This is a genomic window from Glutamicibacter sp., assembly GCF_050701915.1.
Classification (GTDB): Bacteria; Actinomycetota; Actinomycetes; order Actinomycetales; family Micrococcaceae; genus Glutamicibacter.
Genome location: NZ_JBOGEG010000035.1, coordinates 1 through 24,195, shown reverse-complemented (window position 1 = coordinate 24,195; position 24,195 = coordinate 1). Strand labels below are relative to the sequence as shown.

Genomic DNA, 24,195 nt, shown 5'->3' with positions numbered 1-24,195 from the left:
TCCTAGAGTGCCACCAAATCCAATTCGCTGGCGATCTGCTCAAGCCGGATCAAATCCACGTCGAGCATTTCGCCGTTCTCCACTCCCTGCGGTTCCCTGGTCCCGGCCAACGCATCGCGAATGGTGCGCATGGTGGCCCCATGGCTGACAATCATGACCTTGCGCCCTGCATGCTTGCTGGCCAGGTCCAGCAGCGCTGGCACCGCGCGGCTCAAGATATCGGCGTGCGGCTCAAGCTGGTCTTTGGCAGCAGCCGATTCCTCGTCGCTGACCTCGGCCATGATCCGGCCTTCCAGCGGGCCGAAGCCGCGTTCAATGAGTTCCGGGACGGGGTTCCCCGTCTCGGCCCCGATCTGCTGGGCAATCAGCACGGCAGTTTCCTGGGCACGTTCCAATGGTGAAGCAAGTACCAGCGACCAATTTTGGCCGATGAGCCTGCGTCCGACCTCGCGAGCCTGTTCGCGCCCGGTATCGTTCAACGGAATATCGGTTCGTCCCTGCAAGCGTCCTGCAAGGTTCCAGTCTGTCTGCCCATGTCGAACCAATGCCAGAGAAGTATCCATGAATCCAGCCTAACCGGGGCAACAGGTATCGAAGAATCTCCGATATCAGCTCCAATACGCAACGTTACGACTCATAGTTGGGTCACGAACAGTCATGTTGCGAAGATTATTACACCATCCCGAGCGGCTGAGAGATCTGGTTCGATGACGCCGCAGCAACCTGCCACATCCGGTGGATACGGTGCTACCGCCAGAAACGATGCAGCCGCTTACCCGTTGGAGAACGGCAGGAAGCGACATTGATTCCGGGATTCCTGCCTCGATCGCGGCCCGCCCTGCGGTGCACGCGAAACCCCAGTCGACAAGGAGTCGTAAGCCACCATGGCAGATCACAAGTTTGGATTCCGCACCCGCGCATTGCATGCCGGAGGCACCCCCGATGCCGAGCACGGCTCACGCGCAGTGCCGATCTACCAGACCACTTCGTTCGTCTTCAAGGACGCTGACGATGCGGCCAACCTCTTTGCCCTGCAGAAGTACGGCAACATCTACTCGCGTATCGGCAACCCGACCGTGGCGGCTTTCGAAGAGCGCATGGCTTCGCTGGAAGGCGGCATCGGAGCGGTAGCCACCGGTTCGGGCATGGCCGCGGAATTCGTCACCTTCGCGGCCTTGGCCCAGGCAGGCGACCACATCGTGGCATCCTCCAAGCTCTATGGCGGCACCATCACCCAGCTGGATGTCTCGCTGCGCCGCTTCGGCATCAACACCACCTTCATCGACTCCAATGACCCGGCTGACTTCGAAGCGGCGATCCAGGAGAACACCAAGGCCGTCTACACCGAAGTGGTGGCCAACCCGTCCGGCGACATCGCTGACCTGAAGGGCCTGGCCGAGGTGGCGCACCGCCACAATCTCCCGCTGGTGGTCGATTCGACGCTCACTCCCCCGTACATCCTGCGCCCTATCGAGCACGGCGCGGACATCGTGATCCACTCGGCTACCAAGTTCATCGGCGGACACGGCACCACCCTGGGCGGCGTGGTCATCGAGTCGGGCAAGTTCAACTGGGGCAACGGCAAGTTCCCCACCATGACCGAACCGGTAGCCAGCTACGGCAACGTCTCCTGGTGGGACAACTTCGGCGAGTACGGCTTCCTGACCAAGCTGCGCAGCGAGCAGCTGCGCGACTTCGGACCGGCCCTGCCGGCCCAGTCCGCATTCCAGCTGCTCCAGGGCCTGGAGACCTTGCCGCAGCGCATGGACAACCACCTGTCCAATGCGAAGCAGGTCGCGGCCTGGTTGCAGGCCGATGAGCGCGTGACCTACGTGAACTACGCGGGCCTGGAATCCCACCCGCAGCACGCGCAGGCCAAGGAGCTGCTGCCCATGGGCGTCGGCTCGGTCTTCAGCTTCGGGGTGAAGGGCGGGCGCGAAGCCGGCTCCAAGTTCATCGAGGCCCTGCAGCTGGCCAGCCACCTGGCCAACATCGGCGATGCCCGCACCCTGGTGCTGCACCCTGCCTCCACCACGCACCAGCAGCTGAGCGCCGAGCAGCTGGTCTCCGCTGGCGTGCCAGAAGATTTGATCCGCCTGTCGGTAGGGCTGGAAGATGTCGAGGACATCCTCTGGGATCTGGACCAGGCGCTGGCCGCCTCGCAGGAAGCGATTGCCGGTTCCGCCGCAGGGTTCGAGGCACCGGCCTATGACGGGTCCGCCTGCGCATTGCCAACCGCTTCGAAAGGAGCAATCTAATGACTGCCGTTGAAACCACTTGGGAAGGCCCGGGAGCCGCACAGCGCCTGGAGATCCTGCGCGACACCAAGTCCATCGCCATTGTCGGCGCCTCGAACAAGCCATCGCGCGCCAGCTATTTCGTGGCTACCTACCTGCTCTCCTCCTCCAAGTACAAGGTGTACTTCATCAACCCTGTACTCGATGAGATCCTGGGCCAGCCGGTGTACAAGTCGCTGGCCGATCTGCCGGAAACCCCGGATCTGGTGGAGGTCTTCCGCAAGCACGATGACCTGCCTACCGTGCTGGACGAGGCCCTGTCCGTAGGCGCGAAGACCCTGTGGCTGCAGCTGGGTTCATGGCACGAGGAAGTGGCCCACCGGGCTGAAGCTGCCGGCATGAATGTGGTCATGGACCGCTGCGTGAAGATCGAGCACGCTCGCTTCCACGGCGGCCTGCGCCTGGCTGGATTCAACACCGGCGTGATTTCTTCCAAGCGCCAGGTCCTCGCCTAGGAAGTGTTGGACAGCAAGAAATGAGTGCATGCAACATCGCGTTGCATGCACTCATTTTTTGTCGCCGCTGCCCGGAGCTCTTCTTCGGAAGCTGTTCATACTAGGCTGCTTGCCCAGGAGCATTGCTGAGTTGTGCGGCTCTGCGGATTGCGCCCGACGAGGACCGACTGGCTACAGCTAGATCTTAGAAACCATCTGTTGCTGGTTCTCCAGGTGCCCGGCACCCGGCCCGAGATTTGCAATTGCAAATGACTCTTGAATTACTCGCTGGTATCCTCCCGCCGCCTCGCCTTACAGCAGCGGCTGCATTGCAATGCATTTGCATGGGCTGGAGAATCTGGGACGCGGCAAGATTTTTTGGAGGCGGGAGGTACTGGCGATTGGCAATTGCCGAACCAGATGGATTCGAAATTGCAGAGGACCCGTACGTTGCTTCCTCTGCATGCCCTTCACGGAAGCGCGATCGATCGCTCACCCGGATATGCTCCTTGCCCGAATTAGGCGAAAGCCTCTCCGTGGGAACCTGCTGTACCGCTGCCGCATATTTTCCGGCAAGCAAATCGGGCGGAATCTTTGGCATTCGGGCCAGCATCCTTCGGGACATGGCCCCTGCACGGCATTAGACTCAGCACATGGCAATTGACAATAGCGGCAGCGGGGCCCAGCTACGCGAATATCTGAATGATGCCCGCGAAGCAATCTTGTGGAAATGCGAAGGGTTGAGCGACGCCCAAGCGCGCACGCCCCTGACACCAACAGGTACCCATGTCATGGGGTTGCTGCTTCACCTGGCCGTCACTGAATCAGGGTATTTCATCGAATGCCTTGGACAGAAAATTGAGAATCCCATTATCCGAGGCATCTTCGAAGACGAAGACGCCCAGGCCGACTTCCGCCCGCCACCGAACATGACCTTGGCTGATGCCGTGAATATCTATCGCGAGGCAACCATCGCAGCCGACGTGGTTCTGGACCATTCGGATCTGGATTCCCCTGCCGTTGTTCCCTGGTGGGGAAGGCATCGTCATACGACAGTGGAACGTCTCCTGATTCATATGATCGCCGAGTCTCATCGCCATGCAGGGCACTTGGATATCGTGCGCGAGCAGTTGGACGGTTTCGTCGGATTACGCCCCGCAGCGCCTAACATTCCAGATCTGACGCCCGCGCAGTGGGAAGAACAACGCCTGCGCATGAAAGAAATAGCCGACAACGCATAGCGCATCATCTAGTGCTTAGCCATGTCAAAGGCCAGAAATACCTAGCAAGAGGATGATGGGTTGCTAGTTGCGCCCGTAACGCAGAAAATTTCGGGGCACCAATGCGCCCGGAACGCGGCCCGAACACCGGGGCGAGGCAAGATGCTTCGAAGAATTCAGGCAACTCCTAAGCGTTGCCCGCTGAAGCTAGAGCCGCCTCGGATGCTGTGACCATAGGCCAAACGAGATGCCGGTAAGACACGGAATGCTCCGAACCAGCGGTCGTCACCGCCTAGCGCGGTCCTTGTCCGCTCGATCATCCCACCGAGTTCGACGACTCGCTCAAGAGCATCCTCAAGATCATGGACGGCGACATAGCCCCGTGGTCCAGGCGACGGCAGCGCGGCAGCCGAAATCGCCTGCTGAAGCCCTCCTGTACTCCTGTCTTCACTCTGGATGATCCGGTAGTCTGCGCCTAGTTCCGTATCCGCAAAAGCCGGCTCGAACGACCAATCCCGCAACGCCGCATGGAACTGCTGAAACTGATCCTGATCGGCCGTCTCAATCTCCCACCACAGGATGCCATCCATACCCCAAAGCTAAGGAATGAGGCGTGAACTTGGACATCTCGGATACGAATCCCTGATCTTCCCGGGGCCAAATTTGGCTTGTCGAGGTTCAATACAAGCGCGAGAGCGCTTCCACCAGTGACGCAGAAGAAGAGTAGCAGCCCATCGGCACTCAGTGCACCGGTGAACTAGTCAGCGTCATGATCTATGGAGCTTGCAGCCGTGGTGTTCTCACCCTCGCACGCCAACGACCCAGGCTCGGTCTCACCACCGGTGAAGACATCGTGTCTTTAACCCTGGATCATCATGCTGCACTTCCCGGGCCCTGGCGTACACATGCCTTTGACAGCGCGGCATGCCGTCGACGACACCGCAACATAAGACAGTGAGTATCCACGAGGTGCCTACTAGTCATCAACGAACCCCTACACGGCAGGGCCTTTTCTTGTCTGTTGCTCGGCGCGATCCAGTGCACGGTAGACGGTTGACCGTCCTACAGAGAACAGTTCGGCAAGCTCGCCAACGGTGTATTCCCCTGTGCCATGGATCTTGGCCAGATGCGCTTCCTGTATCGTGGACAGCTTTGGCTTTTTCCCCGTAAGCGACCCTTGGCCTTGGCCACTTTCATTCCCTCACGCGTGCGTGCCCGAATCAGGTCACCTTCGAATTCGGCAACCATGGCCAACACATTGAACAAAAGTTTCCCCATGGGATCGGTCGGATCATGAACTGACCCACCGATGCTGAGCTTCACCTCCCTGGTGGCTAATTCATCAGCGATGGTGTGGGCGTCGCGTACAGAGCGGGCCAGACGATCCAGCTTCGTCACCACGAGGGTATCTCCAGCGCGGCAAGCAGCCATTGCCTCACGCAGTCCGGGACGGTTCTTGTTGCTGCCCGTCAGACCGTGGTCGACATAGATTCGTTTCTCATGGATCCCTAGTAGCTCCAACGCATCGCGCTGTGCGGTGACATCCTGCTCGTCGGTGGAAACCCTTGCATAGCCAATTAACAATTCAGACATGCCAACCAGTGTTTCAGATGACACCCGGTTACCGGTCAGATCACCGGACGGGGTTAACGGGACGGTGGCAACCCTCGCCTTCAATAATTTAGGTCACGACACGTCTTGACCGGTGCAGGACCGGCTTGCGGGGCAGATCGAAGACTCTGATTTCTAGGGAACCTGAAAGCTGGCACGACTCCAATATGGTCCGCTTAGTGCAATGGCTTTGCCGTTTGTAAAGCGTGGCCTTGTATTAGCCGGTGGAATGCCTGAGGTACGAATGCCAATGGCGCGAGAATGAAGTATTTCCTAAAGCTATCCGTTGTGGTCCGCAGTAGTTGGCCATGCCCCATCGTCGGTGAACTCCGTGGCCCAGTAGTACGGATTGACTTCAAGCAGCGTACGAGCAGTCCACCCTCCAGCTGAGTTTGAATCTGATACCGCAACCTGAACGCCAGGCCCCCAAAGTGCGAGTCTTTCTTGGCAAAGACCGCAAGGAGCAAGAATCGTAACTTCGTCTTCACCAGCTGCCCTACTCACGCAAACTGAAGCGGTTACCCGTCGATCCATGTTGTACGCCTGACAGATGGCACCCGTTTCAGCACACAGGTTAGCCGCAGCATTAAAATTGTCGAGACTGATGCTAGTTAGTATTTGTCCATCTTCGAGGTACAAGGCGGCAGCGACGGCCTGTTCCGCATCCGGCCAGCGACGATTGATGTGTTCTATTGCCGCGTTGACGAGTTCTTGGTTAAGTTTCATTATCGCATTCTGGCATGAACCACTCAGAAAAATATCATTGGCTGGTTCTAACCTTTCAAATTCCCTCGTCAATTCACTCCGTCGACCGTCCCACTGAGCGTTCCCCATACGGTCAGCGCGGTGCAGTGCTGAGGACTCCGGACAGAAGTGCCGACGACTTCGGAAACTGATAGAAGCATAGAATTCTCAACGATTTTAGATTCCCGTATACCCCGCCCGAGAAATCGCCCGGTGAAGGGACGGCGGACCTTATCCGGACGCCACCCGGACCACCCTCATCACCAGACATTCGAGTTGCCGATTTGCTCGAAGGACCGCAGCTTGAGGAGTCCATATCATGCACCACGGATTTCGTGCCATAAACGATCGTTCTCGATGTGGTACTTGCTACGTCCTCACCGAGGAATCACAGCGGCTACGCATCGACGAATCAGATCTTGATCTTCACCTTCCTGCGCGCTCGTCTCTCCGCACCAGCGAGAACCATCGGAACTGACTGCAGCAAAGTGATTGAACCCCGGGCCTTGCCCACCATGCCCAACAACAACTGTAGGTAGACCGCGCGTCATAAGTCCCAGCCCGTATCCAGCTTCCGGCGACATCGGATGATTCTGCGGAGCACCAACCAAATGGGTTTTCAACATTGCTTCAGGCAAAGCTGATCCCAGCTCGTTCCGCATAATTAACGCAATGCCACGAGCAGCTTCATCGGGTGTGGCCACGAAAGTTCCGGTGTACACCCATCCTGGGTGGTAGTTGCGCAGTTCCTCAGTGATTGCGGGATGATTGCAATGTTCCCAATCTTCGAGGGAATCAAAAGGGGAGGCCTTAATACCGAGGGGGCTAAAGATCAAGCTGTCGAGCACGTTGAAAAAAGGCTTCTGATGGAAATCCTCGAGAGCTAACCGTAAAAGCAGATACCCGATATTTGAATAGCTAAATCCGCCGGGATTTTGCACCTCTGCACGAGCGATAATGTCCTTTGCATCCCAGGGTTCTGCGGCGTTCTCTACTGCTGCTCGATAGTCCGGCCAAACAAAATAGTCATTGAGCCCGGAACGGTGTGAGAGCAAGTCTTCGATCGACAGAGACTTCAAATGCGCTGGTAGCCAGGCCAGGCGATCACCGATGTATTGTTGCGGATGGAACGTCAAGAGAACAGCGGCGGCGGTGTAGGATTTCGCGATGCTATAAATAGGGACAGAATGCTGCATATCTCCATCCTTCCACCCGGCTCGGACAAGAGGGATAGGATCCCAACTGCATTGATATCCCAAACGATCGTTCTTTACTTGCCTGCCATGCAGCAGCGCAAGATTCACGCAGCAGATGAAAACTCAGCAGATTTTTCAGACTAAACCGAAACAAAACACAGTGCCACAAACTATGTTTCACGTGATCGAGCGTTCCGCGAGTATTGATACCTTCGAAATAAATGGTGAAGCAGCCCGATGGCATGCCAGGGCATTCATCGATGAGCAGGACACTCAATTTCAGCAAATCTAGGTCTTTCAAAAAGTCAGGAGATGGGAAGGCCATGCCCGATTCATCGCCCTTCGGCGAATACCCAGCCAGACTCTCTAGTCGCGATCTACAACCTCAGACCTGCTCGCGCGCAAGGTAGACAGCTGTGGGCCCGAGTTCACTCATAACTTGCAGTCGCGGCCTGCTCACAGGCGAATTTCCTATTCGTCTGGCTCCATTTGGGCAGGAGAAGGCTGTTCGGCGTGGGTAAGAACTCTCTTTGGCTGATAAAGGGTTTTCCCTTGTGATTCTCGGGAACGGCATATGAAGAGACCATGCTGAATAATCTCGTGAATAGATCACAGGCGGCGGTTGCAACTAGAATCGCCTGTTAGTCGGAAGTCAATCTCCCGGTATTCACTCTAGATTCTCTCGTACTCTGGCTCTCCAGCTTCGTCATCTATTCACGCGCTCACGGCTCTCCAAGCGTCGTAGCCGAACGCATTTGCCACATGAGTGTCGGCGTAATTCATTAGTGCAAGGATTGCGACTATTGCCGAACCATCTGGAGCACCCCGGGCGTTCGTTCTTTTATTCCGGACTCGTGAAGTCCGTTCTCATGCGGGTTTGCCACAAACGATCAATAGTAAATTGATCCGATATGAGCTACCGGAAGCTTGACAGGAGGACTGATAGGTCCGCAAAAAATGAACCGTGCAGCGCTCATCCGCTTGGCTTCTTGCATTCGAATCGGCATTCCGAACAGCGACAGCAGAGCCAAACCTCGCCTGGCTGCCTCTATGACCTAAGGCCCTTCAACAAACGCGGTATCACTCAAGATTTGCAGTCGCCCTAGACCGTCAGAGATCCAATAGACGGAGCCGTCCTGTACTTTATCGAAGTCATAAACGGGACAAGTTCCATAGTGCTCAAAACCAGTGCGTCAGATGGATGTCTTCAGGCTCGATGGCAACAAGGGTCCGATCCGGATTTGCGAGCAGCGCAGCTCCTTGGTGAAGGTAGAACTCTACGGTTCTTCGCGTGGGCGTAGCAGAAATATAGAACCCCTCGCCACTCGAGCGCTCCACTGCTTCCTTGCATAATTGATACAGGGTAGAAGCAATTTTCTGGCCCCTCCAGTCTCGGCTGACATGCAAAAACGCCAGCTGACGCAACTTCGGGTAATCACTCACCGGACGGACATCGATCACGCTTGCTGCTACCAGAGATCCGCCGGTAAAAGCACCGAGAAAAATACCCTCATGATCAAAGCAGTCAAGAAGGATCGGCGTATAGGCCTCCGGCTCACCTTCAGGCCACCCACGGGTATCGTAAAACTGGGAACGTAGGCTTAACCTGCCATCGGAGACCTGGTAGATCTCTTGGACTACTTCCCGCCGATCGATAGTCCAGACCAATTCAACTTCCGCACGGTCCAGTCGTCGAATTGAAATTTCCATGCTCATAGGATGGCACACTCTCAACAAGGGCAGTCGATTACCAGTTGATTCAACGAGGAGCAGGCAACAGTATCCTGCTCCCGCACGAATAGAACCCCCAACCCTGCCGGACGGATCGACGCAGGCAATTCCAGATCCGTACGTTGCTGCAGCCCGTTTGCGTGGATTTGATAAACCCTGAATTCATCAGGGGACAAAATCACCGGCAGGTGCTCAACGTCCTAGGGCAAGAGAAAAGTAGGCTCCACCAACACGCCATTTCCCCTCAAAAGACTATGTGTTTCCAGCACTACGAAAGAAGCCTGACCCTTCGTTGCAACTGGACTCTTGACGGAAAGTAAGGCACGCCAAGAACGCTCCCCTTGTTTTCATCGACATCGACCTGCTCGCCGTGCGCATATACCGACCTTGGATCAGCTCGGCTCCACGCTGCTCTGGTCGAAGCCATCCCTTGGCAGAGTAATCCCCGTGGAGAAAGGGAATACGTACTAGGCTGCTGCGCTTTGGCCAACTCGCACGGGTGCATTCAGGCAGGAGAGTCGCATGCCTTGATCCAGGCATTTTGCCCTGATGCAAATCGTTCTCCACGCAGCCTGGGATTCCTTTCGAATTCGAGAACCGCTCGCCCCGTGCCCTTGCCCGTACCGATACCCTGCTCCTTACCCCGGTTTCCAATCAACTCAGGTCGCGCAGAAGTCGATTGCCAGAGGCCAGAATCGAGGCGCACGCAGCTTGGATTGACGCGTGACTACCACCCTCGATTCGGCATAACGCCTAGGAAACCCACTCAAAACCAAATAAAGCCAAAAATTCCCCACATTTTCACTTGACGATGCCACACAATCGGGCATAAAGTCATGGAAACACAGATCAATGTGTTGCAGGTCATGAGGAATTGCGGAGGCAAGAATGTTCGCCGAAGAACGACACCGGCTGATCGTCGAGCAGCTGGAAGCTGACGGGAAAGTAACCGTCGCCCAGCTCGCGCAGCGCTTCGATATCACCCGGGAAACCGTGCGGCGGGATCTGGCCCAGCTGGAATCCGAGAACTACCTGCGCCGCGTCCACGGCGGAGCGGTCACCATCACCGAGGCCAGCACCCGCGAGGAAAGCTACGTGGTGCGCACCGCCATCCATTCCGAGTCCAAGGCCCGCATCGCCCAGCGCGCCCTGAGCCTGCTGCCGGTCTCCGATGCCTCGGTCATCATCGATGCGGGAACCACCACCGAAATCCTGGCCGAACGCATGCTCAAGAGCACCGCCGGAACCGGACTGGTGGTCATCACCCACGCCCTGCCCATTGCCTCGGCCCTGGTCCACAGCCCTGATATCGCCTTGGAGCTGATCGGCGGGCGGGTCCGCGGCCTCACCGGGGCCACCAGCGGTGCCCGCACCGCGCAAGAGTATTCCCTGTACCGGGCCGACATTGCCTTCATCGGCACCAACGGGTTGCACGCAGGGTTTGGCCTGAGCACCCCGGACCCGCTGGAAGCTGCGGTCAAGCGCGCCTTGGTCGCCAGTGCCCGCCGCGTGGTGCTGCTGGCCGACAGCTCCAAGTTCGACCAGGAAACCCTGGTCTGTTTCGCTTCCTTGGATGCCATCGACACCCTGGTCACCGACCAGCAGCCGGGATCCGAACTGGCAGCCGCGCTGGAAGCGTCCGACGTTGAGGTGGTAATCGCGTGATCGTCACACTGACCTGCAACCCGGCCCTGGATAAAACCATCGAGCTGGCCGCCGCGCTGCAGCCCGGTGCCGTGCAACGAGCCGCAGCCAGCCATGTGCAAGCGGCCGGCAAGGGGGTCAACGTTTCCCGAGCTGTCCACAGCGCCGGACAACCCACGCTCGCGATGCTCCCCGGAGCCGGCAACGATCCGCTCATTCTGGCACTGGCAGCCGACCAGCTGCCCCACCGGGCACTGGAGATCAACGCTCCGCTGCGCACCAACACGACGCTGACTTCCCCGGATGGAACCACCACCAAGATCAACGAGGCCGGCCCCGAGCTGGACTCGACCACGCTGGAGCAGCTCACGGAGCTGGTTCACGCCTGTTGCACTGGCGCCGATTGGCTGGTCATGGCCGGTTCGCTGCCACGCGGGGTGCCTGCGGACTTCTACGCGCAGCTCACCGCTTCGCTGCGCACGCAGCTCGGCGCGAAATGCCCGAGGATTGCGGTGGATACCTCCGGGGAACCATTGCGCCAGCTCTTCGCCCACGAGGCGATCCACGTCCCGGATCTGATCAAGCCCAACGCCGAGGAGCTTGCCGAGCTGCTGGGTGAAGATCTGGGCGAAGCACAGCTGGAAGCAGACCCCGAACTGACCGCTCGCACCAGCACCAAGCTGTTGCGCCGCCCCGGGGCCGCGGTGCTCACCACCCTCGGTGCCCACGGTGCGGTGCTGGCCACGGCCGAGGGCTGCTGGCACGGCTGGCCGCAGCCGATCACCCCGCGCAGCACGGTGGGTGCCGGAGATTCTTCGCTGGCCGGCTACCTGCTGGCAGACGCCGCAGGTGAAGCGCCAGCGCTCAAGCTGCGCCAAGCCATCGCCTACGGAACCGCGGCGGCCTCGCTGCCTGGCTCCAGCATCCCTACCCAAACCGACCTCCGCATCGATGCGGTCAGCGTCATCGAACTCACCCCAAGGCAAGGATCCCGACCATGAGCGATCTGATCGAACCCCGGCTCGTCACCCTGGACGCGCATCTAGGCACCACGAGCACCGAAGTCATCAACTACCTGGCCCAGCAGATCACGCAGGCCAAGCGGGCCACCGACGCCGCCGAATTAGCCGAGCATGCCCTGGCCCGCGAGGCGAAGACGGCCACCGGGGTACCTGGCGGCATCGCCATCCCGCATTGCCGTTCGGCCGCGGTCGCCGTTCCCACCCTGGCCATGGCCCGGCTGGGTACCCCGGTGGACTTCGGCGCCAAAGACGGCCCAGCCGACCTGGTCTTCTTCATCGCGGCACCGGAAGGCGCCGACAAGGAGCACCTGAAGCTGCTCTCCAAGCTCGCCCGCGCCCTGGTGAAGAAGACCTTCACCGCGGCCCTGCGCGCAGCGAAGAGCAACGAGGAAATCGTCGCGCTGGTCTCCGAAGTGCTCTCCGATGCCCCTGCCGCACCAGCTGCCGCACCAGCAGCAGCCCCATCCGCCACGGCGCGTCCGAAGATCGTGGCAGTCACCGCCTGCCCGACCGGCATCGCCCACACCTACATGGCCGCCGATTCCCTGGCGCAGGCCGCCGAGGAACTCGGTGTTGACTTCGCCGTGGAAACCCAGGGTTCTTCGGGTTCCAAGCCGTTGGGTCCAGCACTCATCGCCCAGGCCGACGCCGTGATCTTCGCGGTGGACGTCGATGTGCGCGACCAGTCGCGGTTCGCCGGGAAACCCGTTATCCAGGTCCCAGTCAAACGCGGTGTGGATGAACCGGAAAAGTTGCTCAAGGACGCCTTGGCCGCGGCCAAGGATCCGGCGGCCCGCAAAGTGCCGGCCGGCAACGGGCCGGCAAGCGAGCGCTCCCAGGATTCGGCTTCCGAAGGCTTCGGCGCAGGCCTGAAGCGCGCACTGCTCACCGGCGTCTCCTACATGATCCCGTTCGTCGCCGGCGGCGGCCTGCTCATCGCGCTGGGCTTCCTGCTCGGCGGATACGCCATCACCGATGTAGCAGACCAATACTTGACCGAGAATACGCTGTTCAACTTGCCGGAAGCCGGCTTGCTGGCCTACCTCGGTGCGGTGGCGTTCAAGATCGGTGGACTGTCCATGGGCTTCCTGGTCCCAGCGCTGGCCGGTTACATCGCCTACGCCTACGCCGACCGTCCGGGCATCGCCCCGGGCTTCACCGCGGGTGCTGTGGCAGGATTCATGGGAGCCGGATTCATTGCCGGCATCGTCGGCGGTATCATCGCCGGCCTGGCCTGCCGCTGGATCAATTCCTGGACCGTGCCGCGCTGGCTGCGCGGGCTGATGCCAGTGGTCATCGTGCCGTTGCTTGGTTCCATTATCGCTTCGGGCTTGATGTTCCTGTTCCTCGGCGGTCCGATCGCCCAGCTCACCGAAGCCCTCAATGGCTGGCTCTCGGGCATGTCCGGCACCGCGGCAGCAATCCTCGGCCTGATCCTGGGCCTGATGATGGCCATCGATTTGGGCGGACCGGTCAACAAAGTCGCTTACTCCTTCGCAGTAGCCGGCTTGGGTGCCGGCTCGGTGGCCGATAACCCGGCCCCGCTGATGATCATGGCCGCCGTGATGGCCGCCGGCATGGTTCCGCCGCTGGCGATGGCCCTGGCCACCGCCGTCTCCCCGAAGCTGTTCACCGGGGCGGAACGCGAAAACGGCAAGGCGGCCTGGCTGCTGGGCGCCGCCTTCATTTCCGAAGGCGCTATCCCCTTCGCCGCGGCCGACCCGCTGCGCGTCATCCCGGCTTCCATGGTGGGCGCCGGGGTCACCGGCTCGCTGATCATGAGCTTCGATGCGCTCTCCCAGGCACCGCACGGCGGCATCTTCGTCTTCTTCGCCATGGACGGCACCTGGCCGATGTTCCTGCTGGCCACCGTCATCGGTACTCTGGTCTCGGCAGCACTGGTGATCGTCCTGAAGAAATATGTCCGCAAGGCCCCTGTCCGGGCCGCCGAAGAGGCAAAGGCCGCAGCATGAGCCAGAAATTCACCGGAGTAGGCGTCAGCGCCGGGCGGGTCATCGGATCCGTGCGCCGCATGCCCGAACCCATCCTCCCGCCCGCTGACGGCGCCCCATTGCCGCAGGGCGTAAGCGCAGAGGAAGAAGCCCAGCGCCTGGCCGCGGCCACGCAAGCGGTGGCCGCGCAGCTCAAGGAACGCGCGGCGCAGGCCACCGGCGATGCCCAAGCCGTGCTCAAGGCCACCGCGCTGATGGCCAGCGACCGCACGCTGCTCAAGTCGGCCACCAAGCTGGTAGCCGGTGGCACCTGCGCCGAATCGGCCATCTGGGAGGCCGCCGACGCGGTAGCCACGCAGCTGTCGGCCCTCGGCGGCTACATGGCCGAACGCGCCGGGGACGTGCTCGATGTGCGCTCGCGCATCGTCGCCGAACTGCGCGGCGTGCCCGCCCCGGGCATCCCGGACTCGGACCAGCCCTTCATCCTCGCCGCGGTGGACCTGGCTCCGGCCGATACCGCGACGCTGGATCCGGCCAAGGTCCTGGCGCTGGTCACCTCCGATGGCGGGCCGCAATCGCATACCGCCATCATCGCCCGCTCGCTGGGCCTGCCGGCCATCGTGGCCGCTGGCGGCACCACGGCGCTGGCCGACGGGGACCATGTCTTCGTCGACGGCATCGACGGGCTGGTCATTGCCGATCCCGGCGAGGCCGAAGAGCACCTGGCCGCCACCTACGCCAACCGCGAGGCGCTGCCGGAGTTCTCCGGCACCGGGCAGCTGCGCGACGGCTACCGCGTGCCGCTGCTGTCCAATGTGGGCAGCGGCGACGACGCGCAGCTGGCCGCCGCGGCGGGCGCCGAGGGCGTGGGCCTGCTGCGCACCGAGTTCTGCTTCCTGGGTAAGGAGCAAGAGCCCTCCCATGATGAGCAGGTTGCAGCCTACGGGGCGGTCTTCGCCGCCTTCCCCGGCCGCAAGGTCGTGGTGCGCACCTTGGATGCGGGGGCCGACAAGCCGCTGCCATTCCTGACCGATGCCAGCGAGCCAAACCCGGCGCTGGGCGTGCGCGGCTACCGCACCGACCTGTCCAGCCCGGGCGTGCTGGAACGCCAGCTCAAGGCCATCGCGCAAGCCGCCGGCGAGCACCAGGCCGATATCTGGGTGATGGCGCCGATGATTTCCACTCCTGCCGAAGCGCAGGAATTCGCCCAGCTGGCCAAGGCCGCCGGCCTGGCCACCGCCGGGACCATGATCGAGGTCCCCTCGGCGGCGGTGCTGGCCGGCCAGATCCTGCAGCGCTGCGATTTCGTCTCCATCGGCACCAACGACTTGACCCAGTACACCATGGCGGCGGACCGCCAGCTCGGTGCCCTGGCCGAGCTCAACGACCCCTGGCAGCCAGCGGTGCTGCACCTGGTGGCCGCCACCGCCGCCGGTGCGCAGGCGGCCGGCGGCAAGCCCGTCGGAGTGTGCGGCGAAGCCGCCGCCGACCCGGCGCTGGCCGTGGTGCTGGTGGGCCTGGGCGTGAACACCCTGTCCATGAACAAGCGGGCCTTGGCACCGGTCTCCGCGGTGCTGCGCACCGTGGACCTGGCCACCGCCCAGCGCCTGTCCCAGCTGGCCCTGGACGCCGAGTCGGCCGAAGCGGCACGCAGCGCCGTGCGAGCCCAATTGGGCTAGCTGGACCGCTTTGGCCTCTAGGCCCCCGGAATTTACCGCAATCAACCGTTCAAGAGATCCTGAAGGAGCCATCATGGCAGAACGTACAGCAATCATCGGCAGCCGCGTCGGCCTGCACGCCCGCCCGGCAGCCATCTTCGCCGAGGCCGCGGCCGAGGCGCCGGTCGAGGTCACCATCGCCCATGAGGGCGAGCCCGTGGACGAGGCGCTGGACGCGTCCAGCATCCTCTCGCTGATGGGCCTGGGCGCGGAATACGGAACCACCGTGGTGCTGCGTGCCGAGGGCGAAGGGGCCGAGGCTGCCCTGGAGCAGTTGGCGGCCATCCTGGAAACCGACCACGACGCCGAGTAGCGCGAAGCTGGATTCCGGGGACCGCGCGCCATCGCATGGTCCCCGGAATTCTTTAACCCCATCCACTGATTGACAGAACCCAATCAGTGGATGGATGATGGTTCCTACGCACTACCGCAGGAGCTTTCATGAGCGCGCTCAAGACCTCTGCGCTGCGCCTCATCAAGCCGTTCGCCTACCGCGACTACGCCCTGCTGGCCAGCGCACTTGTTCTCTCCACCTTTGCCGCGGGCATGTGGGCCGTGGCAATGGTCTACCAGGTGCGCCAGCTGGGCGGCGGGCCCATGCAGCTTTCTGCCGTGGCCACCGCCAGCGCCGCCGGGCTGCTCTGCTTCGTCCTGCTCGGCGGGATCATGGCGGACCGCCATTCCTGCCGGCGGATCGTGATGCTGGTCGAGGCGCTGTCGCTGTCGCTAATGGGCATCACCGCCGTGCTGGCCATGGCCGATGCCCTGGAGCTGTGGCACCTGATGCTCGCCGGCTTCTGCGGCGGGGCCGGGTCGGCCTTCTTCTACCCCGCCTATTCCGCGCTGCTGCCCAAGATGCTGCCGGCCGAGCAGCTGCTGGCAGCCAACGGATTGGAGGGAACAGCGCGCCCGGTGGTGCACACCGCCCTGGGCCCGATGGCCGCCGGATTCGTGGTGGCCGCACTCTCGCCGGCGCACGCCATCGTCGGCATCGCGGTAATCCACCTCGCGGCACTGCTGATGCTGCGCCGGATCCCCAACCGCCAGGCGTACAACGCGCCGGGCCCCGTTGACGGCCAGGGGCAGCCGGGGATGTTCCGGCAGCTGCGCGAGGGCATCGGCTACACGGTGCGCACCCGCTGGCTGCTGTGGACGCTGCTGTTCTCGGTCATTTCGGTGTTCACCTTCATCGGGCCCTTCGAGGTGCTGCTGCCCTTCATCGTCAGCGGCAACTTGCACGGGGACGCGAAACTGTTCAGCTTCGCCCTGGCCTTCTTCGGCCTCGGCTCGGCGGTCGGCTCCCTGCTGGTCGCGTCCGCGAAATTCCCGCGGCGCTACTTGAGCTTGATGACCGCCTGCTGGTGCCTGGGCACCTTGCCTCTGGCCCTGGTGGGCTACGTCGATGCCGCGTGGATGCTCTTCGCGATACTGCTGGCTTTCGGCATCACCGATGCCGTGGGCATGGTCATCTGGGGCACCTTGCTCCAGCGCCGGGTTCCCGGCCACCTGCTCGGGCGGATCTCCAGCCTGGATTTCTTCGTTTCGCTGGCGCTGATGCCGCTGTCCATGGCGGTGGCAGGGCCCCTGACCCAGGTGCTCAGCTTGCAGGCGATATTCGTCATTGCCGGCCTCGCCTCGCCGCTGTTCGGAATCGTCGCATGGTGGGCCGGGAAATTCGCCCGCGACGAAATAGCGCATCCGCTCTCGGACCCCGTCCCGGCGGCCCTGGACGGCGAGCGCAGCTGACCGGCCCCGATCAGCTGGCGCTGGGCCGGCGCTGATCAAATTCCCAGCAGATTTCCGCGTGTGGCTCCCGGGCATGGATCGGGCAGGGCGAGATGGTGGAAGGATGACTTCTCGATTGCCCGGCATGGCGCGCCTGGCCCTGCTGGCGCTGAGCCCGGCATTCCTCGTTTCCTGCTCCCCAGCATCAGCGCCTGCCCCCGAGGCGCAGCCGACTGGCTCTGCGGCAAGCGAGCAGGTGGACTGCGCCGTGGCCCGATGCGTGGCGCTGACCTTCGATGACGGACCCGGCCAGTACACCGGGCGGCTGCTCGACGAGCTGAAGGCCGCTAAGGCGCCCGCCACCTTCTTCATGGTCGGGCAGAACATTGCCAAATACCCCGAGGCGGTCAAGCGCATGGCTGCCGAAGGCCACCAGCTGGGCAGCCACACCTGGGACCATGCGGATCTCACGACGCTGACCAGGGAACAGATCCAGCATGAGCTGGGGTGGACCAGCGAAGCGGTAGAAAAGGCCTCCGGCCACGAGCCCACCGTCTTCCGCCCGCCCTACGGGAATCATGGTGCCGTCTATGACCGGCTGGTCCCCTACCCGTTGGTGCTGTGGGACGTGGACACCCTGGATTGGAAGCACCACGATCCGAAGAAAACCGTGCGCATCGCCATGGACGAAGTCCATCCGGGCTCCATCATCTTGATGCACGACATCCATGAGAGCTCGGTCAAGGCACTGCCGGATCTCGTGGAGAAGCTGAAAGCCGATGGCTACACCCTGGTCACCGTGGACCAGCTATTCAATGGACAGCTGGAGAACTCGGCCGCCTATGCCTCGGCCCCCGCTCCCGGCACAACGAAATAGTTCAGCGCCCCAGGCACTCAGGGGGCCTGCTCTGCATAGAGGCGCAGCTGGTCCAGCTTGTCCCCTTCGCTTTCTCGGATATTTGCCGCCAGCTCCTCGCACTGCTCCACCGTCAGGTCCGGGTTGATGATCGCCACCTGCAGCACTACCTCGGTCTGCCCCGCGTCGTCCTTCAGGTCGTAGCGGTAGGAGAGCCCATCCGGATTCTCCGAGGTGTGCAGGATCAGCAAGCGGTTCTCGATCAGGTCATGGACGCGATACACGCGTTCATGACCTGCGACCCGGTAAACCAGGTTGGTGCCGACCTTGAGTTCCGGGTCGTCTGAATGCATGGAGCCGATCCCATGGATCCACAAGGGTGTTGCTGCCCAATCGGTGAGCAGCTCCCAGACACGGTGCACCGGCAGGTGAATGACCACGGTGCTCTCAAAAACGCTGAACTGGCTCATATCCGCATAGTGCCACCCTCGGCGTTCAAATGGAATAGCTCCATGGCTGTTGCCATGCAATCCGGTTTCCGCAGGCCGACAGCAAAGGCCGGCACCAAGCGCGCGTACGCTGCTTGATGCCGGCCTCTTGGGCAGCGGAAGGCCTACCAGTCTTCTTCGTCGTCGCCATCTGCCTCGGAGATACCGAGTTCTGGCTCGTTCTCGAGGTCGAAGTTGTACCAGGCCTCGGTGAAGTCAACCATCGCATCCAACGCATCCTGCGCGTCGGAATCCAGGGCTTCCAGCGCCTCAGGGCTGTTGAGCACCGCGGTCACTGCCAGGAATGGGTGATTGTCAAAGTAATCGGTTGGGGTGGCCTCCCCATTGAACGTCAAGTTCTCGCTCTGCGCGAAGAGTTCGACGTACTGAGCCACGGCCTCGGGCAAACGGCTCAGATTAATGCCAGTCAGGGACTCATTGTAGATTTCGGCAGTAGCGTCAGCCCACTGCTCAATGAGCTCTTCGCTCATCTGTGCCATCAGATTATCCACCTCGTGGTTGGGGTTCTAGTGCTCACGGGATTCGGTAGCAATTCATCTTATTTCTTCAGCGCATGCCTGCCAAGGCAGAACAGCCAGTCGAATTGTGATCTTTAAAGCTGGGGAACCGCTTCTTTGGAAAGCCTGCCCATGATACGAAGATCCACGACACGAAAACACGTGAAAAATCAGCGGGCGCCGTGAATGGCGCCCGCTGATTTTTATGAAATACCGTGATGGTCAGCCCCGGGTATCTGCTGGGCCTCAGTAGGCCTTGACGCCCTGCTCTACCACCAAGTGGATCAACGCGAATTTCTTGTTTTCATCGATGGCCTTCAGCGCATTTTCCAGGGCAGCCGGAACATCTGAATCATTCTCGACGCGGACACCGAACCCGCCGAAGGACTGCGCCATCAGCGCGAAGTCGGGGTTGGCCAGCTGGGTTCCGGAAACCCGTTCCGGGTATTGGCGTTCCTGGTGGGTGCGGATGGTGCCGTACTGCTGGTTGTCCATGACGATCACCAGCGGGGTGGCACCGTACTGGGCGGCGGTAGCCAGTTCCTGGCCATTCATCAAGAACTCGCCGTCACCTGCGATGGTCACCACGCGGCGTCCCGGGTAGTTCAGCGAAGCGGCGACGGCGGAAGGAATCGAGTAGCCCATGGAACCGTTGCGTGCCGAGAGCATCGAAGCGTAACCGTTGGTTGGGAAGTAGCGGTGGGCCCAGTTGGTGTGCTCGCCAGCGCCAAAGGTCACCAGGGCGTCTTCCGGCAGGGATCCGACCAGATTAGCCATCATGGTCGCCATCTTCGCCTGGCCCTCGGAAGGCTGTGCTGGTGGAAGTTCGGCGAACTTCTCCTGCTCGCCGCGCATCCGGGAAGTCCATTCCTTCCAGGAATCCTTGACCGGCAAATCCATCAGCAGCAGGTCGCGGACGAAGACATCGGGCTTGGCGACAATCTGGTGCGACACCGGGCCGGAACGTCCACGCAGCGACGGGTCAATGGTCACCAGGAAGTTCTTCTTGTCCCAGTTCTGGCGGACGTTGAAGCCGTCGGTGATGACGTCGCCTGGGACTGTGCCGACGAAGATCAGCAGATCCGTTTCTTCCAGCAGGTCGTAGGTTGGCTTGGGGCGGCCGTAGCCGATCGGGCCAACGTAGGATGGCGAGTTGAAAGGCACGGTTCCCTCGCAACGCCATTCGGCGGCGGCCGGCAGGTCGTGTTCCTCGAGCCAGCGGGTGAAGTCCGCAGCGCCTTGGTGGGACCAGTCGTTGCCGCCGAAAATGAACAGCGGCTTATCCGCTTCCTGCAAGGCGGTATTCAGCGACTTCCAGTCGGTCACGGTCATGCCGCCGGTAGCCACCGGGATTTCCGGGTGGACTTCCGCGGAAACTTCGTTGCGGATGATGTCTTCTGGCAGGCCGACGACCACTGGGCCCGGGCGTCCGGACATGGCAGCGAACATTGCCTCGGCGACGACTTCGCTGGCGCGATCGGCGTGGTCCAGGATCATCACGCGCTTGGCGCCGGTGCCGAACCATGCCTTGGGATCGAATTCCTGGAAGGCTTCCTTTTCACGGTGCTCGAACGGGATCAGGCCCACGAACAGCACCAGCGGGGTAGAGTCCTGCCATGCGGTATGCAGTCCGACGTGGGCGTTGGCAGCTCCCGGGCCACGGGTCACCATGGCAATGCCGGGACGCTGGTGCATCTTGCCTTCGGCTTCAGCCATGTAGGTGGCTCCGCCTTCGTGGCGGCAGACCACGGTTTCGATTGGCGAGTTGTGCAGCCCATCGAGGACATCCAGGTAGCTTTCACCCGGCACGACGTAGGCGCGTTCCACGCCGTGCGCGGCAAGCGTGTCGACAATGACGTGTCCGGCCGACTTCTTTGTCAGGCCCTGACCATTTTCACTCATCTTCTAGGCGTCTTTCTGGTTTCGAGAAATCGTCTGACGCAACGGCGGGGAAAACGGCCCTGCTGGCCAATGATGCAACGCTGCGTCAACGTGAAACAGTACTAAACAAGCTGCAATTGCACACATTGCCGATCGAATGCTACGCATATGTGACACGATGCCGTCCATGAATCATATTTGGGCGCAAAATGTCCAGAAAGTTTCACTGAATGGAACAGTTTGCTTCCTCACATCGCGCCACTGCTGGGTGATCCGAGAGTAACAACCAAAGTTTCCATTGATCGGCAGTACCGCCACTAGTAGCCTATGGTGCAACAAAAGTTTACTTACGGTAAGCGCTGCCTTTATCCGGACATCGAGGTTCTCCATGGAATTCATCAACGGCGCGATTGTCGCCGCCTACCTGGCCGCAATGCTGGCCTTTGGCTGGTGGGGCAAATCCCGCACCAAGAACAGCAGCGACTACCTGGTGGCCGGCCGGCGCCTGGGCCCCTTCCTCTATACCGGAACCATGGCGGCAGTTGTGCTCGGCGGAGCATCGACCGTGGGCGGTGTTGGCCTGGGATACAAGCACGGAATCTCCGGCATGTGGCTGGTGGTGGCCATTGGCGCAGGTGTCATCCTGCTGTCGCTGGCTTTCGCCCCGACGCTGCAGAAGCTCAAGGTCTTCACCGTCTCGCAGATGCTGACCCTGCGCTACGGCAGCGCAGCGGCGACCAATACCTCCGGCATTGTCATGCTGGCCTACACTCTGATGCTCTGCGCCACCTCGACCAGCGCCTACGCCACCATTTTCGTGGTGCTCTTCGGCTGGGAGAAGTGGCTGGCGATCGCCATCGGCGGTGCCATTGTGGTCATCTACTCCACCATCGGCGGCATGTGGTCGATCACCCTAGCCGACCAGGTGCAGTTCGTCATCAAGACCATCGGCATCTTCGCCCTGATGCTGCCATTCTCCATGCATGCCGCAGGCGGCATGGATGGCATCCGCGAGCGCGTGGGCGCCGAATTCTTCAGCTTCACCGGCATGGGGCTGCAGTCGATCATCACCTACTTCGTGGTCTACACCTTGGGCCTGCTGATCGGCCAGGATATCTGGCAGCGCGTTTTCACCGCCAAAACCCCGAAGGTCGCCCGCTGGGGCGGGATGACCGCCGGCATCTACTGCATCTTCTACGGTGCTGCCGGCGCACTTATTGGCATGGCAGCCAAGATAGCCCTGCCGAACATCACCGGCGCGGCGGATAACAAGGACGTGGTTTACGCCGAGGTCGCCACTCAGCTGCTGCCAGTTGCGGTGGGCGGATTGGTCATGGCCGCGGCCGTGGCCGCGATGATGTCCACCGCCTCCGGTGCGCTGATTGCCGCAGCAACGGTAGCGCGCACGGATGTCACCCCATTTGTAGCCAGCTGGTTCGGCAAGCAGATTCAGGTGAACTCGGATGAGAACCCTGAGCACGATGTTCGCGCCAACCGCATCTGGGTGATGGTGCTAGGCGTCGTCACGGTCACCTTGGCAATCCTGGTGGACGACGTGGTCGCAGCACTGACCATTGCCTACGACATCCTGGTGGGCGGCTTGCTGGTCGCGATCATCGGTGGCCTGCTGTGGAAGCGCGGCAATGGCGCTGGGGCCACGGCCTCCATGGCGGCAGGATCAATAGCTACTTTGGGCACGATGATCATCTTGGAGATCCAGGCTGAGAACAAGTTCGACGGCGTCTACGCCAATGAGCCGATCTACTACGGCCTGATCGCTTCGGCAGCAGCGTTCATTGCTGTTTCGCTGTTGACCAAGTCCACGAACCGGCAGGTGATCGACCACTGGAACCTGCGCGTTGCGGGCAAGGTCCAGGACGCTCAGGTCAATGCAACAGCACAGGAGCCTACGCTCTAATCCGCCAGAAATACCGAGCCGGACAGATAGATTCGAGCCCTGTGCTCAGTGGTGCGCACCGCTGAGCACAGGGCTCGTCTTATTCCTCGTCTTTAGTTCTTGGAACGTGCGCCCCATTTTGCTGCCGGCGCCTCCCACGAAGACAGTGCATCCAAAAGCGCTTCCGGTTCGCTGGCCACCACCAGTGAGTCGCGGAACTGCGGGGCCAGGAAACCCTGATCCGTCATGTGGTCCAGCATGTTCAGCAGCGGCTGCCAGAATCCGTCGACGTCCAGGAGTGCTACCGGTTTCGCGTGGATTCCAAGCTGCTGCCAAGTCCATACTTCAAAGAGCTCTTCCAACGTTCCGGCGCCACCAGGCAGGGCGACAAAACCATCAGCCAGTTCTGACATGCGATGCTTGCGAGCATGCATGTCGGGCACAACTTCCAAGCTCGTTAAACCCGGATGCGCCAGTTCACCATCAACCAGGACCTGCGGCATAACTCCGAAAACGTCTCCGCCGGCCGCTCGGGCAGCATCAGCAATTGATCCCATCAGGCCTACCCGTCCGCCGCCGTAGACGATTGCTCGACCCGAGGCAGCAACAGAGCGCGCGAAGTTTTCTGCCGCCTGCTCATAAATAGGCGAATCGCCCGAAGCGGAGCCGGTGAAAACTGCCAGGCTCCGAATCTTTCGGTGCTGGGCGGCCAAGACCGGGAAGACCTCGTCTTTAAGCAAAGGAGCGAGCTCATCCAGTTCCGCTGACGGGTCAATCCACCGCAGCTGCTCAATTTCGGCCAGAGGTTCACCAATCGGAACCAAAGGATGTTCAAATACGGTGGCTTGAACACTATGCCCCTCTTCATTAGCCGCCGGGGCCGTGAAGGTTCCAATGAGACGCAGCAATGCTGGATCCAAGCTCACTCCCAGTTCTTCGCTCACTTCCCGTACCGCCGCGTCGATAGGCGACTCCCCCAGCTCTGGCTTGCCACCCGGGAACATGAATAATGTTGTACCTCGTTTGCGAACGGCCAGAACCTGTCCCGCATCGTTTCTGATAATGACGGCGCTGACAGTGATCTGTGCTGGCATTCGAGTTCCTTCTTAGTACATCCGCATACTGTTTGCGCCTGTTCGGCACAACCGGCAGGCACCATTCAATCCTAGAGTTTCATCTGGGTGTGCCTGAATCCCGTGGCCAACATGCTTCGGCGCTACGCAAACGAAAAGGAGCCGCCGCAGTTCATCTGCTGATGAAC

At 61.1% G+C, this 24,195-nt stretch carries 20 protein-coding genes, 1 pseudogene and 1 riboswitch; of the genes and pseudogenes, 11 read left to right on the top strand and 10 right to left on the bottom strand.

Annotated features, from left to right (window positions below):
• Positions 1–2: 2 nt before the first annotated feature.
• On the bottom strand, positions 3–563 hold the full coding sequence (locus tag ACRDT3_RS15935; RefSeq protein WP_431493912.1) for a histidine phosphatase family protein: 561 nt from the start codon (positions 561–563) through the stop codon (positions 3–5).
• A gap of 111 nt (positions 564–674) precedes the next feature.
• A riboswitch (SAM riboswitch) is annotated at positions 675–786 on the top strand.
• 98 nt (positions 787–884) lie between these two features.
• Here ACRDT3_RS15935 and ACRDT3_RS15930 point away from each other — a divergent pair.
• The 3 genes from ACRDT3_RS15930 to ACRDT3_RS15920 all read left to right on the top strand — a co-directional run bounded on the left by ACRDT3_RS15930 (position 885) and on the right by ACRDT3_RS15920 (position 3,972).
• Positions 885–2,258: an O-acetylhomoserine aminocarboxypropyltransferase/cysteine synthase family protein gene (locus tag ACRDT3_RS15930; protein WP_332595232.1), complete on the top strand. Its 1,374-nt coding sequence runs from the start codon at positions 885–887 to the stop codon at positions 2,256–2,258.
• Positions 2,258–2,752 (top strand): CoA-binding protein, encoded by a 495-nt coding sequence (locus ACRDT3_RS15925; protein WP_431493911.1) that lies wholly within the window; start codon positions 2,258–2,260, stop codon positions 2,750–2,752. The genes ACRDT3_RS15930 and ACRDT3_RS15925 overlap by 1 nt, the downstream gene beginning before the upstream one ends.
• A gap of 632 nt (positions 2,753–3,384) precedes the next feature.
• Positions 3,385–3,972 carry a DinB family protein gene (locus tag ACRDT3_RS15920; RefSeq protein WP_431493910.1) on the top strand — a complete coding sequence of 196 codons (588 nt, stop codon included), beginning with the start codon at positions 3,385–3,387 and terminating at the stop codon, positions 3,970–3,972.
• Between the two features lie 155 nt (positions 3,973–4,127).
• Here the strand turns inward: ACRDT3_RS15920 and ACRDT3_RS15915 are convergent, their stop codons facing one another.
• From ACRDT3_RS15915 to ACRDT3_RS15895, 5 genes and pseudogenes are all read right to left on the bottom strand, one after another.
• Positions 4,128–4,541 carry a hypothetical protein gene (locus ACRDT3_RS15915; protein ID WP_431493909.1) on the bottom strand — a complete coding sequence of 138 codons (414 nt, stop codon included), beginning with the start codon at positions 4,539–4,541 and terminating at the stop codon, positions 4,128–4,130.
• A gap of 404 nt (positions 4,542–4,945) precedes the next feature.
• Positions 4,946–5,544, bottom strand: a pseudogene (locus tag ACRDT3_RS15910) (recombinase family protein).
• 297 nt (positions 5,545–5,841) lie between these two features.
• Positions 5,842–6,288 carry a cytidine deaminase gene (locus ACRDT3_RS15905; RefSeq protein WP_431493908.1) on the bottom strand — a complete coding sequence of 149 codons (447 nt, stop codon included), beginning with the start codon at positions 6,286–6,288 and terminating at the stop codon, positions 5,842–5,844.
• Positions 6,289–6,683: 395 nt separating this feature from the next.
• A complete protein-coding gene (locus ACRDT3_RS15900; RefSeq protein ID WP_431493907.1) occupies positions 6,684–7,502 on the bottom strand; it encodes a serine hydrolase domain-containing protein in 819 nt (272 codons plus the stop codon).
• A 1,179-nt stretch (positions 7,503–8,681) separates the two neighbouring features.
• Positions 8,682–9,212, bottom strand: coding sequence for a GNAT family N-acetyltransferase (locus tag ACRDT3_RS15895; protein ID WP_431493906.1), 531 nt, complete (start codon positions 9,210–9,212; stop codon positions 8,682–8,684).
• Positions 9,213–10,121: 909 nt separating this feature from the next.
• Between ACRDT3_RS15895 and ACRDT3_RS15890 the strand changes: the two genes are divergently transcribed.
• From ACRDT3_RS15890 to ACRDT3_RS15860, 7 genes are all read left to right on the top strand, one after another.
• Positions 10,122–10,898 (top strand): DeoR/GlpR family DNA-binding transcription regulator, encoded by a 777-nt coding sequence (locus ACRDT3_RS15890; protein ID WP_431493905.1) that lies wholly within the window; start codon positions 10,122–10,124, stop codon positions 10,896–10,898.
• Positions 10,895–11,878 carry a 1-phosphofructokinase family hexose kinase gene (locus ACRDT3_RS15885; RefSeq protein ID WP_431493904.1) on the top strand — a complete coding sequence of 328 codons (984 nt, stop codon included), beginning with the start codon at positions 10,895–10,897 and terminating at the stop codon, positions 11,876–11,878. Before ACRDT3_RS15890 ends, ACRDT3_RS15885 begins: the two co-directional genes overlap by 4 nt.
• Positions 11,875–13,872: a PTS fructose transporter subunit IIABC gene (locus ACRDT3_RS15880; protein WP_431493903.1), complete on the top strand. Its 1,998-nt coding sequence runs from the start codon at positions 11,875–11,877 to the stop codon at positions 13,870–13,872. Before ACRDT3_RS15885 ends, ACRDT3_RS15880 begins: the two co-directional genes overlap by 4 nt.
• Positions 13,869–15,530, top strand: a complete 1,662-nt coding sequence (gene ptsP / locus ACRDT3_RS15875; RefSeq protein WP_431493902.1) for a phosphoenolpyruvate--protein phosphotransferase — start codon at positions 13,869–13,871, stop codon at positions 15,528–15,530. Before ACRDT3_RS15880 ends, ptsP begins: the two co-directional genes overlap by 4 nt.
• A gap of 73 nt (positions 15,531–15,603) precedes the next feature.
• On the top strand, positions 15,604–15,882 hold the full coding sequence (locus tag ACRDT3_RS15870) for an HPr family phosphocarrier protein (protein WP_431493901.1): 279 nt from the start codon (positions 15,604–15,606) through the stop codon (positions 15,880–15,882).
• 128 nt (positions 15,883–16,010) lie between these two features.
• Positions 16,011–17,315: an MFS transporter gene (locus ACRDT3_RS15865; RefSeq protein WP_431493900.1), complete on the top strand. Its 1,305-nt coding sequence runs from the start codon at positions 16,011–16,013 to the stop codon at positions 17,313–17,315.
• A 103-nt stretch (positions 17,316–17,418) separates the two neighbouring features.
• Positions 17,419–18,171: a polysaccharide deacetylase family protein gene (locus ACRDT3_RS15860; protein ID WP_431493899.1), complete on the top strand. Its 753-nt coding sequence runs from the start codon at positions 17,419–17,421 to the stop codon at positions 18,169–18,171.
• A 17-nt stretch (positions 18,172–18,188) separates the two neighbouring features.
• Here the strand turns inward: ACRDT3_RS15860 and ACRDT3_RS15855 are convergent, their stop codons facing one another.
• The 3 genes from ACRDT3_RS15855 to ACRDT3_RS15845 form a co-directional block, all read right to left on the bottom strand.
• Positions 18,189–18,620, bottom strand: coding sequence for an SRPBCC family protein (locus ACRDT3_RS15855; protein ID WP_431493898.1), 432 nt, complete (start codon positions 18,618–18,620; stop codon positions 18,189–18,191).
• A 143-nt stretch (positions 18,621–18,763) separates the two neighbouring features.
• Entirely contained in the window at positions 18,764–19,138 is a 375-nt protein-coding gene (locus tag ACRDT3_RS15850; protein ID WP_431493897.1) for a hypothetical protein, read from the bottom strand.
• A gap of 264 nt (positions 19,139–19,402) precedes the next feature.
• Positions 19,403–21,058, bottom strand: coding sequence for a thiamine pyrophosphate-dependent enzyme (locus ACRDT3_RS15845; RefSeq protein WP_431493896.1), 1,656 nt, complete (start codon positions 21,056–21,058; stop codon positions 19,403–19,405).
• 367 nt (positions 21,059–21,425) lie between these two features.
• Here ACRDT3_RS15845 and ACRDT3_RS15840 point away from each other — a divergent pair, with 367 nt between their 5' ends.
• Entirely contained in the window at positions 21,426–22,955 is a 1,530-nt protein-coding gene (locus tag ACRDT3_RS15840; protein WP_431493895.1) for a sodium:solute symporter, read from the top strand.
• Positions 22,956–23,047: 92 nt separating this feature from the next.
• Here the strand turns inward: ACRDT3_RS15840 and ACRDT3_RS15835 are convergent, their stop codons facing one another.
• Positions 23,048–24,028, bottom strand: coding sequence for a TIGR00730 family Rossman fold protein (locus ACRDT3_RS15835; protein ID WP_431493894.1), 981 nt, complete (start codon positions 24,026–24,028; stop codon positions 23,048–23,050).
• Between the last annotated feature and the right edge of the window lie 167 nt (positions 24,029–24,195).